This window comes from Streptomyces sp. NPDC055749 (assembly GCF_053617235.1).
Map to the genome: position 1 here is coordinate 57,038 of NZ_JBSHFH010000033.1, position 20,448 is coordinate 77,485.

Consider the following 20,448-nt stretch of genomic DNA (forward strand, 5'->3'; position numbering starts at 1 on the left):
CGGCTCCTACGGGGGTCCTACGGGGGTCCTACGGGGCGAGGGGCAGTTGACGCTTGTGGTCGGTGAGGCGGTAGCGGCTGACGATCGTCTCGAAGACGCGCTCGTCCACGGGCTTGCCCTCCAGGAAGTCGTCGATGTCGTCGTAGGTGACACCAAGAGCTTCCTCGTCGGTCTTTCCCGGGTCGAGGGACTCCAGGTCGGCCGTCGGGGCCTTCCACACCAGCTCGGCGGGGGCGCCCAGCACGTCAGCGACGGCACGCACCCGGCGCTTCGTCAGGCCGGTCAGCGGAACGAGGTCGGCCGCGCCGTCGCCGAACTTGGTGAAGAAGCCGGAGACCGCCTCGGCGGCGTGGTCGGTGCCGACGACCAGGCCGCTGTGCGCGCCTGCCACCGCGTACTGGGCGATCATGCGCTGCCGGGCCTTGATGTTGCCGTGCACGAAGTCCTGGTGATGAGCGTCGCGGAAGCTCACGCCCGCGGCCAGCGAGGCGTCGAGCGCGGCATCGCTGGCGGGCTTGATGTCCACGGTCAGCACCTGGTCGGCACGGATGAAGGAGAGCGCGAGCTGAGCGTCGTGCTCGTCGGCCTGGACGCCGTAGGGCAGCCGCATCGCGTAGAACCGCGCCTCGTGACCCTCGGCACGGGCGCGCTCGACGGCGAGCTGGCACAGGCGGCCGGTGGTGGTGGAGTCGACGCCACCGCTGATGCCGAGCACCAGGGAGCGCAGACCGGTGGAGGTCAGCCGCTCGGCGAGGAAGGCAACCCGGCGCTCGATCTCCCGCTCGGCCTCGAAGGTCTCGGCGACCTCGAGATCCCGGGCGATCTCCTGCTGCAGGGCGATGGACGCCGGCTCGCTCACGTCTGCTCCTTGTTCCGGTTCGTGTTCACGTACAGGTTGTGCGGTCGCAGCCACCCTATCCAGGGGGTGTCCGACGGATCAGGGGTGGTCGGCCCGGATCGGCCGGTGAGCCGGGCCCCCGTTCGTGAGGTGCTGTCCTCACCTTCAACCGGACGTCACGGAATGTTGAGGGCGAGGGCGGACCCTGACCCTCGTCCGAGCGCTTGCGCATCAGCCTGACGCTCGTCGGAGCGTTTGTGCATCTGGAGGCACCATGTCCGCGCGTACCGTCCGTCGTTCCCTCACCGCGGGGCTGCCGCTCGCTCTGCTGGGGACGCTCTGCGTGGCCACCACGGCGACCGGTGCGCAGGACCGTCCCGGGCAGCACGAGAACGCCGGGCAGACCGCCCGGGTCACCGGCAGCGCGGTCCTCGGCGACATACCGCTGGCCGGGTTCAGCAACGGCCTGCTGCCCGGTTCGGTCGACGACGACCGTGACGTGAAGCTCGGCGGGATCGGCAGTGACATCTACCCGGCGGGCCGCAAGGGCGAGTTCTGGACGGTCACGGACCGGGGCCCCAACGGCCAGATCAAGATCGACGGCAAGAAGCGGCGTACGTTCCCCGTGCCCGGCTTCGACCCCGCGATCGTGAAGGTACGCGTCAACGGCGACCGGATCGACGTACTCCAGGCCATTCCCCTGACGACATCGTCCGGAGCCCCCGTCACCGGCCTGCCGAACCAGCAGGGCCGTGACGAGGCCCCGTACGGACATGACGCGCGCACAGCACTCCCGTACAACCCGAACGGTCTCGACACCGAGGGCATCGTCCGCGCGGCGGACGGTTCCTTCTGGCTGGTCGACGAGTACGGGCCCTCCCTCGTCCATGTCTCGTCGCGCGGCCGGGTCCTGGCCCGGTACGTCCCGGAGGGGCTCCGGCTGGAAGGTGCCGGCTACCCGGTGGTCGAGGCGCTGCCCCGCATTCTCCTGAACCGCAAGATCAACCGCGGATTCGAGGGCCTCGCCCTGCTGCCCGGCGGCGATCTGGTGCTTGCCGTACAGAGCCCGCTCTCGCTCCCCGACCAGGAGGCGGGCGAGAGCTCGCGCCATGTCCGGCTGCTGCGCTTCTCCACGAAGAAGCAGGCGGTCACCGCCGAGTACGCCTACCGCTTCGACGCGGTCGAGGTCGTCGACCCCGGTGAGGACGACACCTCCGAGCTGAAGATCTCCTCGGTGGTCGCGCTCGGCCGCAACACCCTGCTGGTCGAGGAGCGCACCGACAAGGCGGCGCGGCTGCACCGTGTGACGCTCCCGCGCGGCTCCGGCATCCTGGGCTCGGCCTGGGACGACCCGGCGGCCTCGCCTTCGTACGAGGAGCTCACCGACCCCTCGGCGGCGGGGGTTCCGGTCCTGCGCAAGAGCCTCGTCGTGGACCTCGGGACGATCGAGGGCATCCCCGGCAAGATCGAGGGCGTGGCGGTCACAGGTCGTGACACCCTCGCGCTGATCAACGACAACGACTTCGGGATGACGGACGGCGCCGAGGCCTTCGACGCGAACGGCCGGCTGGTGGACAGCGGCATCGAGACCTCGGTGACGTTGCTGAAGCTGCCTCGCCCGCTTCGCGGCTGACGTCTGGCGGCAGGCGCGCGAGGAGGGAACCGAACCAGGGGCTCCATCGTCATCTGCGGGAGACGGCCGCACTGTTACCGCGGCGCCGACCCCGACCCCTGTCCCCTGTCCCCCTGTCACCTGGAGTGCTGATGGACCGCCGAAGAATCCTCCAGGGGGCGGCGGTCACCGCTGCTGCGGCTCTGCTGCCCGCTTCGGCACGCGCGGTGGCCGCGTCGACGGGCGAGACGGACTATCCGCACGCGGCCTGGGCACCGGCCTCCCCCTCCAACTACACGGCCTCGAACCGGCCTTCCTCCTCTCCGGTCGACTTCGTCGTCATCCATGTCGCCCAGCAGACGTTCGGCGAGACGGTCGGGATCTTCCAGAATCCGGCGAAGCAGGTCTCGGCGCACTACGTGGTGCGCTCGGCGGACGGGTACATCGCGCAGTGCGTGCGCGAGAAGGACACCGGCTGGCACGCCGGGAACTGGGACTACAACACCCGCAGCATCGGCATCGAGCACGAGGGCTGGGTGGACGAGCCCGCGTACTTCACCCACTCCATGTACGAGCGTTCGGCGAGGCTCACGGCGAACGTGTGCGACCGTCACGGCATCCCGAAGGACCGTGCGCACATCATCGGCCACCACCAGGTCCCGGGCAGCGACCACACCGACCCCGGGAGCAACTGGGACTGGGTGCGCTACATACGCCTCGTCAATCTCTCCTGACCCCGTCGGCCTCTCCTGACCCCCGCTCGCGGGCGCGGGCGATTACTCTCCGCACCGTGGTTGTCGCGGACGCCGACTGCGACGACGATGGGGAGGCACGACGCCCCTGGACGGGAGGGTGAGTTGACGGACCCCTGGGTGGCCCTGGCAGCCGATGCCGATCCCGGTGAACGGCTTCACGAACTGCGCCACGCACACGAGGTGTTCACCTCGGCGGGGCGGGTGGAGCGTCCCGTACGCACCGTGGTCGGCGAATCCTGGCGGCGCTCGGCGCGGGCGCGGGTGAGCCCGGACGGCGCGGACCTGATGGACCTGAGCGCGGACGACCTGGAACCGTACCGGGCCGGTCATCCGCTGGCGCGTGCGATGCCGGTGATCCGCGAGCTGATGGGCGCGTACGCGACGGACGGGGAACATCTGCTCGCCGTGTGCGACGCGCACGGCAGGCTGCTGTGGGTCGAGGGGCATGCGGCGGCCCGGCGGCGCGCGGGGCTGATGAACTTCGTGGAGGGCGCCCGCTGGGCGGAGTCCGTGGCGGGCACCAACGCGCCCGGCACCGCGATCGCCGTGGACCGCCCGGTCCAGGTGTTCGCGGCGGAGCACTTCCTGCGGCCGGTCCAGCAATGGACGTGCGCGGCGGCCCCGTTGCACGACCCGCACACCGGCCGGGTGCTGGGCGCGGTCGACATCACGGGCGGCGACCGGCTCGCGCATCCGCACAGCCTCGCCTTCGTGCAGGCCGTGGCACGCGCCGCCGAGAGCCAGCTCGCCCTGCTCGCACCGCCACCGGCCGGGGACCGCGTACAGCTCGACGCGCTCGGCCGGGACGAGGCCCTGCTGATCGCGGGCGGCCGCAAGGTCCGGCTCAGCAGGCGGCACAGCGAGATCCTGGTGGCGCTGGCCCGCCACCCGGAGGGCATCGGCGGCGAGGAACTGCTCGTGGAGCTGTACGAGGACGAGTCGGTGACCCCGGTGACGCTGCGCGCCGAACTCTCCCGGCTGCGGCGGCTGCTGGGTCCCGGACTGCTGCACTCGCGTCCGTACCGGCTGGCGGCGCCGGTGGACGCGGACTTCGACACGGTCGCACGCAGGCTGGGCTCGGGCGCCGTGGCCGCGGCGCTCGGCGCGTACGCGGGACCACTGCTGCCCGGCTCGCAGGCGCCCGCCGTGGTCCGGCTGCGGCACCGGATCGCCGACCAGCTGCGCGCGGCGCTGATCGCCCGGAACGACCCGGGGCTGCTGGCCGACTGGGCGTACAGCCCGTGGGGCGAGGACGACCTCCCGGTGTGGCAGGCGCTGGCCGGGGCGGTTCCGGCGGGTCGGCGCGCAGCTCTCCTGGCAAGGGTGCGGGGGCTCGACGCGGAGCAGCGCGGATAGCGGAGCAGTACGGATAACGGGGCGGCGACGCAACGAGGTTGCAACGTTACGTTCCCTAGCCTCGCGCCGAGGGCCGTCCAACGGCGGGCGGCACCGGATCCGGGAGGCCACAGAGATGACCCGTTACGCTGCGCCGGGCACCGAGGGCGCCATCGTCTCGTACGAGTCGCGCTACGACCACTGGATCGGCGGCGCGTACGTCCCGCCGGCGCGCGGCCAGTACTTCGAGAACCCGAGCCCCGTCAACGGCCGCCCCTTCACCGAGATCGCCCGAGGTACGGCGGAGGACGTCGAACGCGCCCTGGACGCCGCGCACGCCGCGGCCCCGGCCTGGGGAGCGACAGCGGCGGGCGACCGGGCCAATGTCCTCAACAAGATCGCCGACCGGATGGAGGCGCATCTGGAGGAGCTGGCCGTCGCCGAGAGCTGGGAGAACGGCAAGCCGGTACGGGAGACGCTCGCCGCGGACATCCCGCTGGCCATCGACCACTTCCGGTACTTCGCGGGTGCGCTGCGCGCTCAGGAGGGCTCGCTCAGCGAGATCGACGACGACACCGTCGCGTACCACTTCCACGAGCCGCTGGGCGTCGTCGCCCAGATCATCCCGTGGAACTTCCCGATCCTGATGGCCACGTGGAAGCTCGCTCCGGCGCTCGCCGCGGGCAACGCGGTGGTCCTCAAGCCGGCCGAGCAGACCCCGGCGTCCATCCACTTCTGGCTGAAGCTGGTGGCCGACCTGCTGCCGCCCGGCGTGGTCAACATCGTGAACGGCTTCGGCGTGGAGGCGGGCAAGCCGCTCGCGTCGAGCCCGCGCGTCGCGAAGATCGCCTTCACCGGCGAGACGACGACGGGCCGGCTGATCATGCAGTACGCCTCCGAGAACATCAAGCCCGTGACGCTGGAACTGGGTGGCAAGTCCCCGAACATCTTCTTCGACGACGTGTGGTCGTCGGACGACGACTTCCGGGACAAGGCGCTCGAAGGGTTCACCATGTTCGCCCTCAACCAGGGCGAGGTGTGCACCTGCCCCTCGCGCGCGCTGATTCAGCGGGGGCACTACGCCGAGTTCCTTGAGGCGGCCGTCGCCCGTACGGAACAGATCGTGCCGGGCCACCCCCTGGACACCGACACGATGATCGGCGCGCAGGCGTCCAACGACCAGCTGCAGAAGATCCTTTCGTACCTGGACATCGGTCAGCAGGAAGGCGCGAAGATCCTGACGGGCGGTCAGCGGATCGAGCACGGCGGCGACCTGGAGGGCGGCTACTACGTCCAGCCGACGATCTTCGAGGGCGACAACCGGATGCGGGTCTTCCAGGAGGAGATCTTCGGCCCGGTGGTGGCGGTGACCTCGTTCACCGACTTCGACGACGCCATCAGCACGGCCAACGACACCCTGTACGGCCTGGGCGCGGGAGTCTGGACCCGCGACGTCAACACGGCCTACCGCGCCGGCCGGGCCATCAAGGCGGGCCGCGTCTGGACGAACTGCTACCACGCCTACCCTGCGCACGCGGCGTTCGGCGGATACAAGCAGTCGGGAATCGGCAGGGAGAACCACAAGATGATGCTGGAGCACTACCAGCAGACGAAGAACCTGTTGGTGTCGTACTCGCCGAAGAAGCTGGGCTTCTTCTAGACACCCAAGAAGGGCGCCTGAGCAGGTGATTTACCTGCCAGGCGCCCCCACAACGCCTCGACTCTCAACACCTCACGCATACATGGGAAATGCCGAGTTCGGAGCGTTCAGCAACACGCTTCGAAGGTTGTCCCGTACGGGGTGGTACCTATGCCCTGGGGGTCATGCCCAGCCCTTGTGCGAGTCCCTGGTCCGATGCCCCACGCTGCAGTGCCCCGATTTCCCCCGAACCACCTCTGTGCCGCAGTACGACCAAGCACCCCACACCTACGGCCGCGAGGACAACCACCGTGGAAACAATGAAGATCATGGGTCCCCCGCTTGTTTGGCGGAACCGTCCTGTGGTCCCTTATTGATCCGATGGCGTCAGTATCGGCGCGATGGCGGAGTTTGTGAATACCGCGATCATTGCATCTGACGCGTGTTGCAGAAGGCCGCGCCGCAGCGTTCAGCAACACGCTTTAGGTCACGGCCCTGAGCAGCACACATGACCCATCGGACAGGCCCAAGTTGTGTCAGCCGCTATAGGTCCCTGCGGCCAGCCGCAGTGTCAGTGTGGCGAAAGGCCCTATCTGCCACACACTTGCCGCCGTCCCCTGACGCACTGCGGCCTCTCCCGTCGGTTCCTCGTCGAATCGGGATGGAGTGAGCAGTGCCCCTTCGGGGGCGCCGATTCGCGTCTCGCAGGGCCTGGACGTGCAGTTACTCAGGCGCAGGATCAGTCCGTCACCGTTCTCGGCGGGCTTGAGAGCGGTGAGTTGGGCGCCTTGCACGTGTACGGCACCGGAGGCTGGTGCGTCCGTGGTGCCGGGGCGCAGTTGCCAGGCGCGCAAAGGGGTCCGGTATCCGGCGGCGAGTTCTACGAGTCCGGCGTCGTCCGTTACCGGGGTGCCGAGGGCGACGCCGACGTCGAAGGTCTGCGGTCCTTGGCATTGCGCCTCGGGTGTGGGGAGCATCGGGCCTGCGCCGGTGGTGCGGCTGCGCAGGTCGAAGCGGGAGAGCCAGCCCACGGACCTGAGGAGGGTGACGACGATCTCCTGGTCGGCACCGGTAGCCGTCTCCGTACCGGTCAGGGCGCGCATCTCGGGGAGTCCGGGGGCGAACAGCGCCGTTCGGTCGGCTCCTTGGCCGACCGCGCCGATGCCCTGGACCGGGGCGGACCCACAGACCGCCTCGTACCCACGCTCGGTGGGCAGCGGGCCGAGGTCGGGGAGGACCGGGCGCTCGATGAGGCTCCATTGGCCGTCGCCGGTCCAGGTGGCCGCTCCCCGGGCGGTGGGCATGTGGAGGCGCAGCCGGTGATCGCTCGCCGTGTTGTCCAGTGCGATACGCCAGCGCAGTACGGGGTCGCCGGTCCAGTGGGCGACCTCGATCCGGACCGGGATGGGCGTGACGTCGTCGCTGCGCCGGGAGCGGTCCGGGGCGAGGGAAACCGGCAGGTCGAGTACAGCGTCGAGTTCGAGCACGGAGCGTACGGCGGAGACGCGGGTGCGGGTGGCGGTCAGGCGGGGTGAGAGGACGGTGTCCTGACGGGGCGGGTCGTAGTTGTAGGTGTCTCCGCTGTCGCCGCCGTCGGTGAGCAGGCCCAGGCCCGCGAGCTCGGTGCCGTCGGGTCGGCCCAGAGTCAGCGAGGCGTCGCCGGCTGCCGTGAGTTCGCCGCCGCCGGGCGCCGCGATCGATCGGGCGCCTTCGTCTGTGCGAGCGAGGGTGGCGTCGGCCGGGGCGTCGCCCAGGTGGACACGCAGGACGGTGCGGCCCAGGCCGGGTACGGCGGGGGCGTTGAAGCGCAGGCGGTGGCGCAGGGCGGGGCGGGAGTCGGGCAGCAGGTCGAGGTCTGCCTCGAAGGCGGTCTCGGCGCCGAGGGTTTCGGTTTCGAAGGGTACGGGCGCGTTGTCGGGGTCGGTGAGCGCAATCGGGTAGCGGCCCGGTGCGGTGAGGAGGTCTGTCTCGACGGGGCCGGCCGCGGTGTCCCCGTGCGGGTTGAGGACGACCAGGTCGGTGGTGTCGTGCGCGGGGTCTCCGTAGGCGCGGGTGTCGAGTCCGGCGCTGAGGAGGGCTCTGCTCACGATGTGTTCGCCGAGCTGGTGAACGCGCTCGTAGCGGACGGCGTTCTCCCGGTGCACCTCGTCGACGCTGCATCCGCACAGGGAGTCGTGCGGGGCGTTGCGCAGGAGGAGTTCCCAGGCGTGGTTCAGGTCGGCCCGCAAGGTGGGGTCGCCGGGGGCGTGGAGGGCGAGGGCGGGTTCGGCCCAGCGTTCGAGGAGGTTCTGGGCCGAGGCGTTGGCCTGCTTGAGATAGGTGCGGGCGGAGAGTGTGCCGGGCAGGATGAAGGTCAGGTAGCCGGCTGGGTGGCGTAGTTCGCCTTCGACCACCGGCAGGGGCGTGCCGTCCTCGGCGCGTGCGTCGGCCGTAGCACGGGCTGCGTCGAAGAAGTCCTGAAGCGTGCTTTCGCGCAGGTGGGCGCCGAGCGCGGCGGCTCCGTCGGCGGCCTCGCGGATGCGGGCACCGGGGCTGGACGGTGCGAGGTGGTCGCCGCCGTTCATGAGAAGCCAGGGGCCTTCGGGCAGGCGTTCGCGCTCGGTGGTGAGGAAGTTCTTGACCCGCTCGGTGACGGGCGACGTGTCGGGTCCGCCGGCCCAGAGGACTTCGGCACCGTGGTAGCCCTGGTTGACGGCGAAGACCTCCGAGCCGTCGGGGGAACGCCAGCGGAATCGGGCCATGCCGTCGGGGGCCCCGCGCCACACCAGGGCGGTGTCCATCCCGAAGCCGCGGAGCAGGCGGGGCAGGTCGGCGGGGTGGCCGAAGGCGTCCGGCGAGTAGCCGACCCCGGCGAGAGTGCCCGCGGCCGGGGCCCAGCGGCGGGCGGTGAGCAGGTTGCGTACGAGGTTCTCGCCCGATACCAGCTGGTTGTCGGCCAGGACGTGCCACGGGCCCAGGGTCAGCCGGCCCGCCCGCGCGTGGGTACGCAGCCGGTCGGCGAGGTCGGGCCGCAGCGCTTCGACGTCCGAGAGGACGATGGTCTGGCCGTCCAGGTGGAAGTAGTTCATGCGGGCGTCGTCGAGTTCGTCGCAGACGCGTTCGGCGAGTTCGACGAGCCGGGCGCGGAAGGACTCGAAGGGGCGGTACCACTCACGGTCCCAGTGGACGTGGGTGACGACATGGCACTCGGTGGTCGCGGGCGCTGATTCGCTTCCGGCTCGGCTGCCGTGTGCTGCCACGAACGGCGTGGTCCCTGGCTGCCTGGGGGCGGTGGTCATGCGGTGGGCTCCTCAGCGGTCCGGCACGAGGTAGTCGCGGGTACGGATCGGGGTGGTACGGATCGGAGGGGTGCGGATGGGCTTCGCCGCCTCGGTTCGCCGGAGGCGAGTGCGGCAGCGAAGCGTTCGGTGATGCTGGTCGGGCGGGTGATGGCCCCACCGACCACAACAGCGTGAGCTCCCCGCCCGAGGGCGCGCGCCGCTTCCTCCGGTGTCCCGATGCGCCCCTCCGCGATCAGCGGGACGTGGAGGGCTCGGGCCAGGGAGGTCATGAGAGCGAAGTCGGGTCCTTCGAGGCGTGCGCTGTGCGGGGTGTAGCCGGAGAGCGTGGTGGCGACGGCGTCCGCTCCGGCCGCCGCTGCCGCGAGACCCTCCTGGTGGGTTGAGACGTCCGCGAGGACCCCGATGCCGAGCCGGTGCAGAGCGGCGATCGTCTCGGCGAGCGGGAGTCCGTCGGGGCGGGGCCGGGCGGTGGCGTCGAGCGCGACCAGGTCCGCCCCGGCTTCGGCGATCTGCCGGGCGTGGTCGAGGGTGGGGGTGATGTAGACCCCCTCGTCACCGTCTTTCCAGAGACCGATGATCGGGACGGATACGGCCTTGCGTACGGCTGCGACGTCCTCGGGGCTGTTGACCCGGACTGCCGCCGCTCCGCCCGCCACGGCCGCCCTGGCCATTCTCGCCATCACTTCCGCGCCGTGCAGTGCTTCCCCGGGCAGGGCCTGACAGGAGACGATCAGCGCCCCGGACAGGCTGTGCAGGATCTGCGAAACCGGGGTGGTCGAGGGCACCTGGTCCCTTTCGGTGGTGAAGGTCGCGGTGTCAGGCACGGGGGCTCCCGGCCGCAGGGGCGGTCGTGCCCGTGGCTTCGCCCAGGGTGCGCCGCACGACGCCGACGAGTGTGGCGGCGACTTCGGCGAAGCTCTCGGCGTCGTCCGATGAGCTCGTGCAGGGGAGGGCGCTGACGGCCGGGTCTCCCAGAAGACGGCCGGCCGCCGCGTGCAGGGCACGGCGCTCCTCGGCGTCCGCGCTGTCCTGCGGCCGGATGTGGAGGTCGCCTGCGCGGCGGCCGGTGAGCGCGCCCGCCGCGGCCAGCAGGTGCACCGGCACGAAGGCCGGGTCGTCCACCGGAACGTCGAGGATCCAGGCGAGCGGTACCCCGGCCGCGGCAAGGTTCATCTGGAGCAGGGTGAGTTCGCGTCGGTCTCCGACGATGCGCGCGGGTGCGAGAGCGCGGAGGCATGCCTGGGCTGCCAGCGCTCCTGCCGCCTCGCCGACGGCCCACTCCCCCTGGTGCACCCGGTAGGCGGACGCGGCGACCTGCGTGGCAGCCAGGTTCTTCGCGGCGGCGAGCAGGTTGTCCGGGGAGGCGGCGACCAGCGACGAGAGCGGCACCTGGAAGGGGGCCGTGGGGGCGTACGCGCTGCGCGGGTGGCCGATGCGGCTGTGCAGGTCCATGTGGTACATGGCCAGGCCGCCGGAGTCGGAGAAGTTGGCGGCCCGTGCCTGGCCGGGGACGGGCTCCAGGTCCTGCTGGCGCACCGGGGTGGCCGTGAGGAGTCTTCGGGACTCGCGCAGGTAGGGCTCCTCGGCGAAGCCGTCGGGGGTGCCCGCGATGCGCGGGGCGAGTCTCAGTTCCGGGTAGCCGTGGCCGCCGTCGTCGCGGGGGCACTCGGTGCGCAGCCAGTGCAGGAAGGCGGCTGAGAGGTGCTTGGCCTCGGCGTAGGCCGCTTCGGGATGGTCGATGGAGGAGCGGTCGGCGTAGTCGTTGCTCGCCCAGTTGATGAGAGCCGCGTCCGGGCCGCCGAGCGCCGAACCGTCCCGCAGCCGGCGATAGGTCCAGAACGGCGGATGGCCGTCGGGGCCGTCCTCGAACATGCGGTAGCGGTGGCTACGGTCGTCCCAGCCCGCGATCTCCAGCGTGAAGGGCTGGCTGTCGCGCCGGCGGGCGTAGCCCTCGGGCGCCGGGCCGACCGGGTCGTACGGCTCGTGGGGAGCAGTCGGTTCGACGACGAAACCGACCGTGCACGACTGGACCGCTGCGGGTTGGGGGCCGCCGGGCAGGGCGAGGGACTCCCCATGGGCATCCTGGCCTTCGGAGCCCACCACCCAGGGGGCGTCGGCCAGCGGCAGCAGGTCGCCCGCTTCCGTGGCATCGCAGAAGACCTCGGCGTCGAGTTCGACCGCGACGTCGCGGCCCTCCAGCCGAACGGAGGCCAGGCGGTTGCCCTCCCGGCGCGCGGCGGTCGCGGCCATGCCGGTGAGAACGGTCAGCCGGCCGGAGGCGACATGAGGAGCGAGGAGGGCGTCGATCGCGGCTTCCGCGGCGACTGGTTCGAAACAGAGCCGGCTGACCCAGCCTCCACCGGGGTTGGCGAGACCGTCGTAGCGTTCCCGCACGAGATCGCGGAACGCGCGGTAGGCGGCGGATATGCCGCCGGTCTCGACGTGCGGGTGTTCGTCGAGGGCGGGCACCAGTTGGGTGGTGACCTGTCCGCCGAGCCGGCGATGTGGGGCGGCGAGAACCACGCTGCGGCCCGCCCGGACTGCGGCGAGGGCGGCGGCGACGGCTCCGAGACCGGACCCGATGACGGCCACTTCTGCGTGCAGGGTACGGATTTCAGGGGCGGGGTGGTTCACCGGATCTCCTCGGCGAGGGCTGGGGTGGACGGGCACGAGGCAGGGGCGACAGGAGCTGTCGGCATGGCGGTAGCGACTTCGAAGTCCACCTCGAAGGTCCGCCGCCATGGCAACCGGACCGATCCGGGCCGTACGCGTGCGCCGAAGCCGGGCAGGGCGGCGGCGTGCCGTGAAAGGCCCTCGGTGACGGATTCCAGAAGCGGGTGACCATCGGGGACATGGTCGTGGCGTCCGGGCAGGCTGCCGAAGGCTTCGCGGGCCTCGGCCCGGACAGCGGTCATGTATCCGTGGTCCTCGACGAACCGGTGGGCGAGGAGGTCGAGATGGGCCCGTTCGTCGAATCGTCCTGCCCTCCGCGCGGTGACGGCGGTGACGCCATGGGCGATCGCGGTGCCCAGGGTGTTCCCGGCCGTGTTCCATCCGGCGTAGGCCGAGAGCCGATGCGCCAGTCCGGTCCGCAGCAGGGCGTCGACCAGGAGCGGGTCGGCGCCGTTGGGCTGGGCGCAGTCGGCGACGGCCACTGCCTGGCCGTCCTGCAGCAGAGCGGCCGCGCGGTCGGCCAGCGCTTGCGCCGCACCTTGCGCAGTTGCCGAGCGGCGGGTCAGCGGGGCCATCGCCCAGTCGCCGTCCCCGTCGGGGGTGTGGATCAGCAGATGGAGATCGGGGTGGGGCCCTTCGTGCACCAGTGCTCCGCAGGCCTCGATCTGCCCTGCGGCGGTCCCGCCCACGGGGACGTTCTCGTATGGTGCGACGCGAGCGAGTCCTCGGGTATCGGTGGCCTCGATTCGTACCGTCACCGAACCGTCGTGGAGCAGGCTGCCAAGGGTGCGCGCAACGAGAGCGGCCGTGGCTTCGTCGGCTCCGGGCCGGATGGAGACGCGGTCCTCGGCCTCCAGCCGGGTGCGCCACAGCTGTACTTGCTCGAGTTCGGCGGTCGCCACGGCCCAGGGAGCGGTGTCGTCGGCGCCGATGACCAGGCTGTCGAGGACGCCGGCCGCGGCGAGTTCGAGGGCGGTGAGGTTGAGGGCGTGGTTACGCAGACGGCGACGCGTGAAGTCGGAGCGTATGGACGCGGGAACCCTTTCTCGGGCGGCGGCCAGTTCTCGCACTCGGTACGGGTCCGGGTGCCCGGTCTGCTCGGCCCGGTGGAGTGCGGCGGACAGTGCGTGGAGCGCGGGCCCGTGCGGGTCCCAGTACTCCGGCTCTTCCATCGCGTCCGGGGAGTCCGGGGTTCGGGTGACGAGGGTGACGGCATGCACGGGGGTGCCCGCGGCGGCGATCTCGGCCAGTGCCTGCCAGCGGGCGGCGGTCGCGGCGACCGGTGAGGGCTGGGTGCGTGAGGCGATCAGGCCGCCGTGACCGAGCGTCTCCAGGCTGACTACCGCGGCGTCGGCGTCCCGGGCCGCCGTGGCGAGCCAGCGGCCGAGTCCGTCCGCGTCACCGGGTTCCCGCAGGCGGGGCATGAGGTCCGCGGGTGGCAGCAGGAGCTCGGCGCCCGCCACGGCGGCGATCTGTGCGGGCAGCCGTGAACAGGCGGGACGTTCGTCGAGCGGGAGCAGGGCGATGCGCAGCGGAAGGTGCTGAGTGCCTGTGTGCGGGGAGGCGGCGCTCACGGAGGATTCCTCGTCTTTCGGTTCGTGCGAAGGCGGTGCGGGTTCTCATCCGGCGGGCGGCGGGTTCCCCATGCCGTACGAGGCGAGCGAGGCGGGCCGGCCCTGACCGGCGAGGGAGGCCGCGCCGATCAGTACGGCGTCGCTGCCCAGGGCGGCTCGTACGAGCGGAACCCTGCGGAGCAGGGGCAGCGCACGGAGGGCTAGTTCGGCACGCAGCCCTTCCTCGTACCAAGGCCCCGATTCGAAGACTCCTCCGGCCAGGACCACCACATCCGGGTCCAGCGTGTTCACCACACCGGCAAGGGCGGTGCCCAGGGCCTGACCTCCGCCGCGCAGGATCTGCCGAGCGGTGTCGTCCCCGCGGACCGCCGCCGCCGCGACGTCGCGCAGATCGGTGGTGGTGGCATGGGCCGGGTGCAGGGACATCAGTGCGGCCATGGCCGGGCCCGATGCGACCGCTTCCACATGCCCCGCCGCTCCGCAGGGGCAGCTATGGCCGAGGGCTTCGGGGACGGGGATGTGGCCGAGGTGTCCCGCCGCACCGTGCCTCCCCCGCAGCACGGTGCCGTCGACGGCGACGGCTCCGCCGACGCCGGTGCCCGCCATGACCGCGACGGCGCACCGGGCGCCGCGCGCCGCACCACGGACCAGCTCACCCGCCAGGAACGCCTGGACGTCTCCCAGAAGGACGGCCGGGACGCCCAGAGCCTCTTCGAGGCGCGTGGCGAGCGGCGTACCTGTCCAGCCGGGCAGGGCCTCGGTCGCGAAGGCGATGGTGCGGCCGTCGGGGGCGACGACACCCGCCGTACCCACACCGATCGAGGTCGGCCGGAACCCGGCGACGGCCTCATCGGCCAGTGCGCGCGTGGCGAGGTCCAGGACCCCATCGACGACGGCTCGGGCTCCTTGCGCGGCAGGCGTGAGGGCCTGACGGCGGGTGAGGACGGAACCGTCCGCCGTGAGGACCGCGACGACGGTCTTGGTCCCACCGATGTCGATTCCCAGCCGCACGTCACCGGTCTCATGGCGGTCCCATGGGGTGAATCGTGCCGGTGGCGCCGAACAGGGCGTCATGTCCGTCGCTCCCGGAAGATGGTGAGGCGGTAGTCGTAGCGGTCGGCGCGGTAGAGGCTGATGGCCCGCTCGACGGCACGGCCCCGGATGTCACGGGTGATCCGTTCCACGTGCAGGGCGGGGAACTGGGGCGGTACGCCGAGCAGCGTGGCCTCGCGCGGGCCCACCACCGTGGCACGGATGGTCTGGTCGGCGCTCTCGGGTGCGGCGCCGGTCTGCTGCAGCCAGCTGTACAGGCTGAGCGGTTCGCCGTGTTCGACGAGGCCGGGTACCAGCGCTTCGGGCAGCCAGACGTTCTCCAGGCACATCGGTTCGCCGTCCGCGGTCCGCAGTCGCTCCAGGTGCACGACGGGCGATCCGGGGGCCACGAACAGGTCGCGGGCGCAATCGACGTCGGCCTCGGTGCGTTCGAGAACCAGCAGACGGCTGTCGGGGACCATCCGCCGACTGCGGATGTCCTCGGAGAACGAGGTGAGGTGCAGGGTCTTGCTGATGGTGGCGGGGTCGGCGACGAAGGTTCCCGCGCCCTGGATCCGGTAGACCCGGCCCTCCTGGGTGAGGCGTTCCACCGCCCTGCGGACGGTCATGCGACTGACGGAGTACCGCTGCATCAGGTCGCGTTCGCTGGGCAGCGCGTCGTGCGGCTCCATCCCGTCGTCGATGAGTGCCATGAGGACATTGCGCAGCGCTTCGTGCTTCGGCTCGCGCTCGGCGGGCGTGCCCGCCGCGGCACTGGGCTCCGGCCCCTGGTGCGTCTCCGCACCGTTGTGCGTCCCCGTGTCGGTGTTCATCCCTTGACCGCCCCTTCGCCCACGCCTCGGAAGAAGTACCGCTGCAGGGTGAAGAAGAGAAGCAGCAGCGGAACAACGGCAATCATGGTGCCCGCCGCGACGACGCGCTGATCATTGGTGAAGGTGCCTGACAGGTATTGGATACCCACGGTGAGCGTGTAGTTGGCGGGGTCCGACAGCACGATCAGCGGCCACAGGAAGTCGTCCCACGCGAAGACGAAACTGAAGATGGCGACGACCGCCGTCGTGCCGCGTACCGACGGCAGAGCGATGCGCGCGTAGCGCTGCCACTCCCCCGCGCCGTCCAGGACCGCGGCCTCTTCGATCTCTCGTGGCAGGCCGAGGAAAGCGTTGCGGAACAGCAGGATGGAAAGGCCGGTGACGGCCATCGGCAGCATCACGCCGACGAGCGTGTCGTTGAGGCGCAGAGAGCGCATCATCAGGAACTCGGAGACCATGATGCTCTCGAACGGAATGATCATCGTGGCGAGGAAGATCCCGAAGGCGATCCGCCGGCCCCGGAACTGCATCCGCGCCAGGGCGTAGCCCGCGAGCGACCCGAACAGACAGTTGGTGGTGGCGCATCCCAGCGCCACCAGCAGCGAGTTGAGTGCGTAGGAGAAGACCGGGACGGTACGCGCGGCCGATGCGTAGTGGTCCAGAGTGGGGTGTTGCGGCAGCAGTTGGGGCGGGTACCCGAAGACGCTTTCACCGGCTCCCTTCAGGGAGGTGGAGAGCTGCCACAGGAAGGGCCCCACCGTAATCACCAGGACGGCGAGGAGCAGCAGATACCGTACGCCGGTACCGCCCGCCGCCCGCAGACGCAGGGAAGTCGGCCTCGGTGCGAGCGGGGCGGCCGGTGTGCGCGAGGGGGGCGTGATCGGCAGGGCGGTGTCGGCCGGCGGGGTTGTGGTGGGGGCACTCATGCCTGCTGCTCCCGGGAGTTGAGGCGGGTGACGAAGACGGACAGGCCCAGGGTGCCGAGGAACAGCGCCAGGCTCATGGCGGAGGCGTATCCGGCCTCTCCGCTCAGGCCGAGCCCCGTTTCACGGATGGTGTAGACGAGGGTTCGGGCTTCTCCGCCCGGGCCGGCGCTGCCGTCGCTGAGTGTGTAGACCTCCGCGAAGACCTTGGCGGAAGCGATCGCGGAAAGCGTGGCGACCAGGACCATGGTCGGACGCAGCAGGGGCACGGTGACGCTCATGAAGCGGCGTACGGGTCCCGCTCCGTCGACCTCCGCGGCTTCGAGCAGCGAGCGCGGGATGTTGGCCAGGGCGGCGAGGTAGATCACCATGTAGTACCCCAGCCCTTTCCAGACGGTCATGGCCATGGCGCTGAACAGCAGCAGCCGCGAGTCGGTGAGGAAGGGCAGTGGCTCGGCGACGAGGTGCAGGCCGCGCAGCAGGGAGTTGATCAGGCCGTCGCTGGACAGCAGCCAGGACCAGATGAGTCCTGCGACCACCATCGACGCCACAACGGGCGAGTAGAACACCGCGCGGAAGAAGCCGACGCCTGCGATCCGGCGCTGTACGAGAACGGCGACGAGCAGGGGCAGGACCACGAGCAGCGGCACCACGACCACGACGTACAGGGCGGTGTTGCGCAGTGAGAGCCAGAATTCGCTGTCCGACAGCAGGCGCTGGTAGTTGGCGAGTCCCGTGAACTGTCCGCCGCCGAGCGTGCTGGCGTCGGTGAAGGACAGGATGACCGTGTTGCTGAACGGGATGATGAAGAACGTCACCGCGACGGCGAGCGCGGGAGCCAGGAACAGCCAGGGGGCGTACCAGCGTCGGCCGGTCACGGGTCCTCCACGGTGTGCGTGTGGTGCGGGACGGCGGCAGGGAGTTCGCGTCCCTGCCGCCGCTGTGGGATCGGTGGCTTCCGTCGGATCAGCCGGTGATGGCGTTGGCCGCCTCGACGGCTTCGTCCAGCGCCTTCTGGGGGCTGAGCTTGCCCTGGAGGGCGAGCTGGACCTTGCCGATGACGGCCTTGGTGACGCGCTCGTCGTACTGCACGGGCACCAGGTTGCGCCCCTTGGCGATCTGCTCCGCGGAGATCTTCCGGGCCTCGGCCTCGGCGGAACCGTCACCGGCCTCGGTGAAGTACGGGTCCTTCAGGGCCTCGGAGACGCTGGGCAGCACAGTCACGATCTTGCTGAACGCCAGCTGGTTCTCGGCGTTCGCCATGTAGGAGGCGAAGGAGACGGCGGCGGCCTGGTTCTTGCTCGACTTGGGCACCAGCAGGCCCATGACGGACATGTTCGTGGCGCCGGAAGCACCGGTGATCTGCGGGCCGACGCCGGTCTGCTCGGCGATCTTCGGCGCGTTCTCCTTGATGATGGTCAGGAAGTTGGGACCGGAGGGAAGCAGGCCGATGCGGCCGGCCTGGTACGCCTCGGTCGACTTGCTGTGGTCCTGGGTGATCGAGTCCTTGGGGAAGACGCCCTTCTTGTAGGCGTCGACGAGCTTGCCGAGGTAGGTGGCCGCCTCGGGCGTGTTGAACGTCCACTTCTTGCCCGACGCGTCGAGCAACGGGACGTCCTGCTTGGCGAGATCCGTGATGAAACGGTTCTCCAGGGCCGGATGGATGCCGTACGAGGACCCCTTGCCCTTCTTCGACAGCTCGGCGCCCGCGGAGAGCAGCTCGTCGAAGGTGGCCGGCGGCTTGGCCGCGTCCATGCCCGCCTTCTCGAAGAGGCCCTTGTTGTACATGGTGACCTCGGAGGTCAGGTACCAAGGGATACCGAACGAGCCCTTCTGCCCCGGCACGGTGAACGCGTCCCACGCACCCGGGACGTAGTCCCCCTTGATGTCCTTCGCCGCGGCGTCCATGTCGACGAACTGGCCCTTGGCCTCCAGGGCCTGGGCGAACTGCGGGTTCAGGTTCACCACGTCGGGAAGCGTGCCGGCGACAGCATCGGCCGTCATCTTCTCCTGCGCACCCTGGAAGGGAATGTCGAGCCACTTCACGTCGACGCCCGGGTTCTTCTTCTCGTACGAGGCGATGACGCCCTCGATGTACTTCGTGAACGTCGGCTTGAGCTGGAGGGTGGAGAAGGTGACGGTCCCCTTGAGGGCACCACCCGCGCCCTTGGACTGCTGTTCGGCGTTCTCGGTGCCACCCGAGGCGCCGCCCAGACCGCATGCGGTCGACAGGACGCCGAGTGCCACGGCGACGGACGCGAGACGAATGCCTCTGCTGGAGGGCATGACGCTCCTAGGAAAGATCCGGACCACCGGCCGGAGAAGGGATGACGAAGACGAGCGGGTGAACGGTGAAGCAGCCACCGTTCGGCCAAGTGGTCCGTACCACTTGCGAGCTAGAGTTTGCTGAGCTGTCGATGTCACGTCAAGAGGTGGACACAAACTTTCTCGTACGAGCACGAGAAGGGAACCCGGAGCGACGCCGGAGCGGGCCGGCTCAGATGGTCACAGGTCTTGTCAGGCATGGCTTTCACATGGGTTGATGTGCGCCGCCCCCTCTTGAGAGGAAGACCGTCCATGACCGGATCACCCCGTCGGCGCAGCCTGTTGATGGCTGCTCCCGCAGCTCTCGCCGCCGCAATGGCAGGCCGAACCACTGCCCACGCAACTCAGCTGACCGGTACGAACCAATTGGCTGCGCTCGGCGTGGCCGACACGGTGATCGGTCAGTCGGAATGGACCGTCGGCACCCCCACCGCGCCCGGTCCGACGGTCGCGCGTGATCTGCTGCGCCAGTTGCCCGGCAGCATGGCGGGCCCGGAACTCGTGGTGTCGAACAACCCCGAAACCGTCACGGGGCCGGGTTGGCTGATGCAGCACGCGCGTACCACCAGCACCCGCGGCGGCAGCACCCGCAAGCTCTCAGGGACCTTCCCCCTGTACCTCTACCACCAGAACAGCACCGGAGGTTCGGCCTGGTTGCACGTACTGGTCTCCAACCCCAACACGGCATCCGTCACCGTGAGCGCGCGCGGCTCGGCCTGGACCAACACCGAGAAACCGCTCCTCCAGGATCCGTCCCAGCGCGCAGGGACAGGCCCCTGCTACGCCACATCCGCCGACTGGGCCACCGGCAACCTCCGGACCTACCTCTCCCCCACAGCCGTTGCCCCGAAGAAGATGGTGCAGGTCGCCCGGCTGCCCATGACAGGGTCCATCCTGGACGGGCTCATCGAGATCACCGCGAGCGCCGGCGTCCACACGTACACCGTCGTCACGACCGACGGCAGTACGACCACCGCGATCAACCTCTCCCAGACGGATTCCGCCGCTGCCCCCGGCAACATCATCGGCCAGACGGAGACGACGTACGGTCGCGAGGCCGGGGTGTACGGCGGTTCTCTGTGGTCCACGGGCCTCACCACCATCGATGTGCCGGCGGCGGGCTCCCACCTGGGCCTGGCGCTCAACACCACCGTCCGCCAGGTCGCGGCTCTCGATCAGACCGTCCCAGCCACGGCCGCTCTGAGCGACTCCTCACAACGCAGCTGGGGCAACTACGGGGCCCGTTACTCCGTAGATCTCGCCCTGCGCAACCCGTCTTCACAGCCGCGCACCGTTCGCCTGGTCTTCGGCTCGAACGTGACCGGCTCCACCGATGTGCCGGGCAACACCTGGAACGGGGCGATGGCCGTGTCGGTCGATGGCGCTCCGGCAGCTCTCCAGACCGTGTACGTACGTCCCACGGTCCCCCGGGACACGATCGGCAGCTACCAGCTCGCCCCAGGGGCCACCCGATCAGTCAGCCTCGACTTCATCGTTCCGGGTCTGATCACAGCCGGTTCCCAACTCCTTCTGGAGAGTGTGGCCGTGTAGCGGCCGTTCGCCGAGGCCCAGGTCCGTGCCGCCTTGATCGCCTCGCGATGAGGGAGTGCGCTCGACGCGGGACAGAA

General features: G+C 70.3%; 15 protein-coding genes. 5 read left to right on the plus strand and 10 right to left on the minus strand.

Features of this window, described 5'->3' with window-relative positions:
* Window positions 1–28: 28 nt before the first annotated feature.
* Complete coding sequence (nadE, locus tag ACWGO0_RS23780; RefSeq protein ID WP_453538453.1) at window positions 29–859, minus strand: ammonia-dependent NAD(+) synthetase; 831 nt, start codon at window positions 857–859, stop codon at window positions 29–31.
* Window positions 860–1,112: 253 nt separating this feature from the next.
* Here nadE and ACWGO0_RS23785 point away from each other — a divergent pair, with 253 nt between their 5' ends.
* The 4 genes from ACWGO0_RS23785 (at window position 1,113) to exaC (ending at window position 6,200) form a co-directional block, all read left to right on the plus strand.
* Window positions 1,113–2,471, plus strand: a complete 1,359-nt coding sequence (locus ACWGO0_RS23785) for an esterase-like activity of phytase family protein (RefSeq protein WP_453538456.1) — start codon at window positions 1,113–1,115, stop codon at window positions 2,469–2,471.
* A gap of 131 nt (window positions 2,472–2,602) precedes the next feature.
* Entirely contained in the window at window positions 2,603–3,184 is a 582-nt protein-coding gene (locus tag ACWGO0_RS23790; protein WP_453538459.1) for an N-acetylmuramoyl-L-alanine amidase, read from the plus strand.
* Between the two features lie 123 nt (window positions 3,185–3,307).
* Window positions 3,308–4,561 carry a GAF domain-containing protein gene (locus ACWGO0_RS23795; RefSeq protein WP_453538462.1) on the plus strand — a complete coding sequence of 418 codons (1,254 nt, stop codon included), beginning with the start codon at window positions 3,308–3,310 and terminating at the stop codon, window positions 4,559–4,561.
* A 115-nt stretch (window positions 4,562–4,676) separates the two neighbouring features.
* Entirely contained in the window at window positions 4,677–6,200 is a 1,524-nt protein-coding gene (gene exaC / locus ACWGO0_RS23800; protein ID WP_453538465.1) for an acetaldehyde dehydrogenase ExaC, read from the plus strand.
* 515 nt (window positions 6,201–6,715) lie between these two features.
* Here exaC and ACWGO0_RS23805 read toward each other — a convergent pair.
* The 9 genes from ACWGO0_RS23805 to ACWGO0_RS23845 all read right to left on the minus strand — a co-directional run bounded on the left by ACWGO0_RS23805 (window position 6,716) and on the right by ACWGO0_RS23845 (window position 18,781).
* The gene (locus tag ACWGO0_RS23805) at window positions 6,716–9,457 is read right to left on the minus strand and encodes a glycoside hydrolase family 38 N-terminal domain-containing protein (RefSeq protein ID WP_453538469.1); all 2,742 of its coding nucleotides are present in this window, start codon (window positions 9,455–9,457) and stop codon (window positions 6,716–6,718) included.
* The gene (locus ACWGO0_RS23810) at window positions 9,454–10,218 is read right to left on the minus strand and encodes an N-acetylmannosamine-6-phosphate 2-epimerase (RefSeq protein WP_453538536.1); all 765 of its coding nucleotides are present in this window, start codon (window positions 10,216–10,218) and stop codon (window positions 9,454–9,456) included. The genes ACWGO0_RS23805 and ACWGO0_RS23810 overlap by 4 nt, the downstream gene beginning before the upstream one ends.
* A 58-nt stretch (window positions 10,219–10,276) precedes the next feature.
* Window positions 10,277–12,094 (minus strand): FAD-dependent oxidoreductase, encoded by a 1,818-nt coding sequence (locus ACWGO0_RS23815; RefSeq protein WP_453538471.1) that lies wholly within the window; start codon window positions 12,092–12,094, stop codon window positions 10,277–10,279.
* Window positions 12,091–13,707, minus strand: a complete 1,617-nt coding sequence (locus ACWGO0_RS23820) for a DUF4127 family protein (protein ID WP_453538474.1) — start codon at window positions 13,705–13,707, stop codon at window positions 12,091–12,093. The genes ACWGO0_RS23815 and ACWGO0_RS23820 overlap by 4 nt, the downstream gene beginning before the upstream one ends.
* A 45-nt stretch (window positions 13,708–13,752) precedes the next feature.
* Complete coding sequence (locus ACWGO0_RS23825; protein ID WP_453538477.1) at window positions 13,753–14,718, minus strand: ROK family protein; 966 nt, start codon at window positions 14,716–14,718, stop codon at window positions 13,753–13,755.
* A gap of 59 nt (window positions 14,719–14,777) precedes the next feature.
* The gene (locus ACWGO0_RS23830; protein WP_453538480.1) at window positions 14,778–15,572 is read right to left on the minus strand and encodes a GntR family transcriptional regulator; all 795 of its coding nucleotides are present in this window, start codon (window positions 15,570–15,572) and stop codon (window positions 14,778–14,780) included.
* On the minus strand, window positions 15,569–16,498 hold the full coding sequence (locus ACWGO0_RS23835; RefSeq protein WP_453538483.1) for a carbohydrate ABC transporter permease: 930 nt from the start codon (window positions 16,496–16,498) through the stop codon (window positions 15,569–15,571). The genes ACWGO0_RS23830 and ACWGO0_RS23835 overlap by 4 nt, the downstream gene beginning before the upstream one ends.
* Window positions 16,495–17,373, minus strand: coding sequence for a carbohydrate ABC transporter permease (locus tag ACWGO0_RS23840; protein WP_453538486.1), 879 nt, complete (start codon window positions 17,371–17,373; stop codon window positions 16,495–16,497). The genes ACWGO0_RS23835 and ACWGO0_RS23840 overlap by 4 nt, the downstream gene beginning before the upstream one ends.
* Window positions 17,374–17,461: 88 nt before the next feature.
* Window positions 17,462–18,781, minus strand: coding sequence for an ABC transporter substrate-binding protein (locus tag ACWGO0_RS23845; RefSeq protein WP_453538489.1), 1,320 nt, complete (start codon window positions 18,779–18,781; stop codon window positions 17,462–17,464).
* A gap of 291 nt (window positions 18,782–19,072) precedes the next feature.
* On the opposite strand from ACWGO0_RS23845, the gene ACWGO0_RS23850 reads away from it, so the two are divergent.
* Window positions 19,073–20,371, plus strand: coding sequence for a DUF3370 family protein (locus ACWGO0_RS23850; RefSeq protein WP_453538492.1), 1,299 nt, complete (start codon window positions 19,073–19,075; stop codon window positions 20,369–20,371).
* Window positions 20,372–20,448: the final 77 nt, after the last annotated feature.

Excerpts from the sequence above, each read along its gene's own strand:
- ACWGO0_RS23785 (WP_453538456.1), top strand. The coding sequence starts at position 1,113 with ATGTCCGCGCGTACCGTCCGTCGTTCCCTCACCGCGGGGCTGCCGCTC.
- ACWGO0_RS23790 (WP_453538459.1), top strand. The coding sequence starts at position 2,603 with ATGGACCGCCGAAGAATCCTCCAGGGGGCGGCGGTCACCGCTGCTGCG.
- exaC (WP_453538465.1), top strand. The coding sequence starts at position 4,677 with ATGACCCGTTACGCTGCGCCGGGCACCGAGGGCGCCATCGTCTCGTAC.
- ACWGO0_RS23805 (WP_453538469.1), bottom strand. The coding sequence starts at position 9,457 with ATGACCACCGCCCCCAGGCAGCCAGGGACCACGCCGTTCGTGGCAGCA.
- ACWGO0_RS23830 (WP_453538480.1), bottom strand. The coding sequence starts at position 15,572 with ATGAACACCGACACGGGGACGCACAACGGTGCGGAGACGCACCAGGGG.
- ACWGO0_RS23835 (WP_453538483.1), bottom strand. The coding sequence starts at position 16,498 with ATGAGTGCCCCCACCACAACCCCGCCGGCCGACACCGCCCTGCCGATC.
- ACWGO0_RS23845 (WP_453538489.1), bottom strand. The coding sequence starts at position 18,781 with ATGCCCTCCAGCAGAGGCATTCGTCTCGCGTCCGTCGCCGTGGCACTC.
- ACWGO0_RS23850 (WP_453538492.1), top strand. The coding sequence starts at position 19,073 with ATGACCGGATCACCCCGTCGGCGCAGCCTGTTGATGGCTGCTCCCGCA.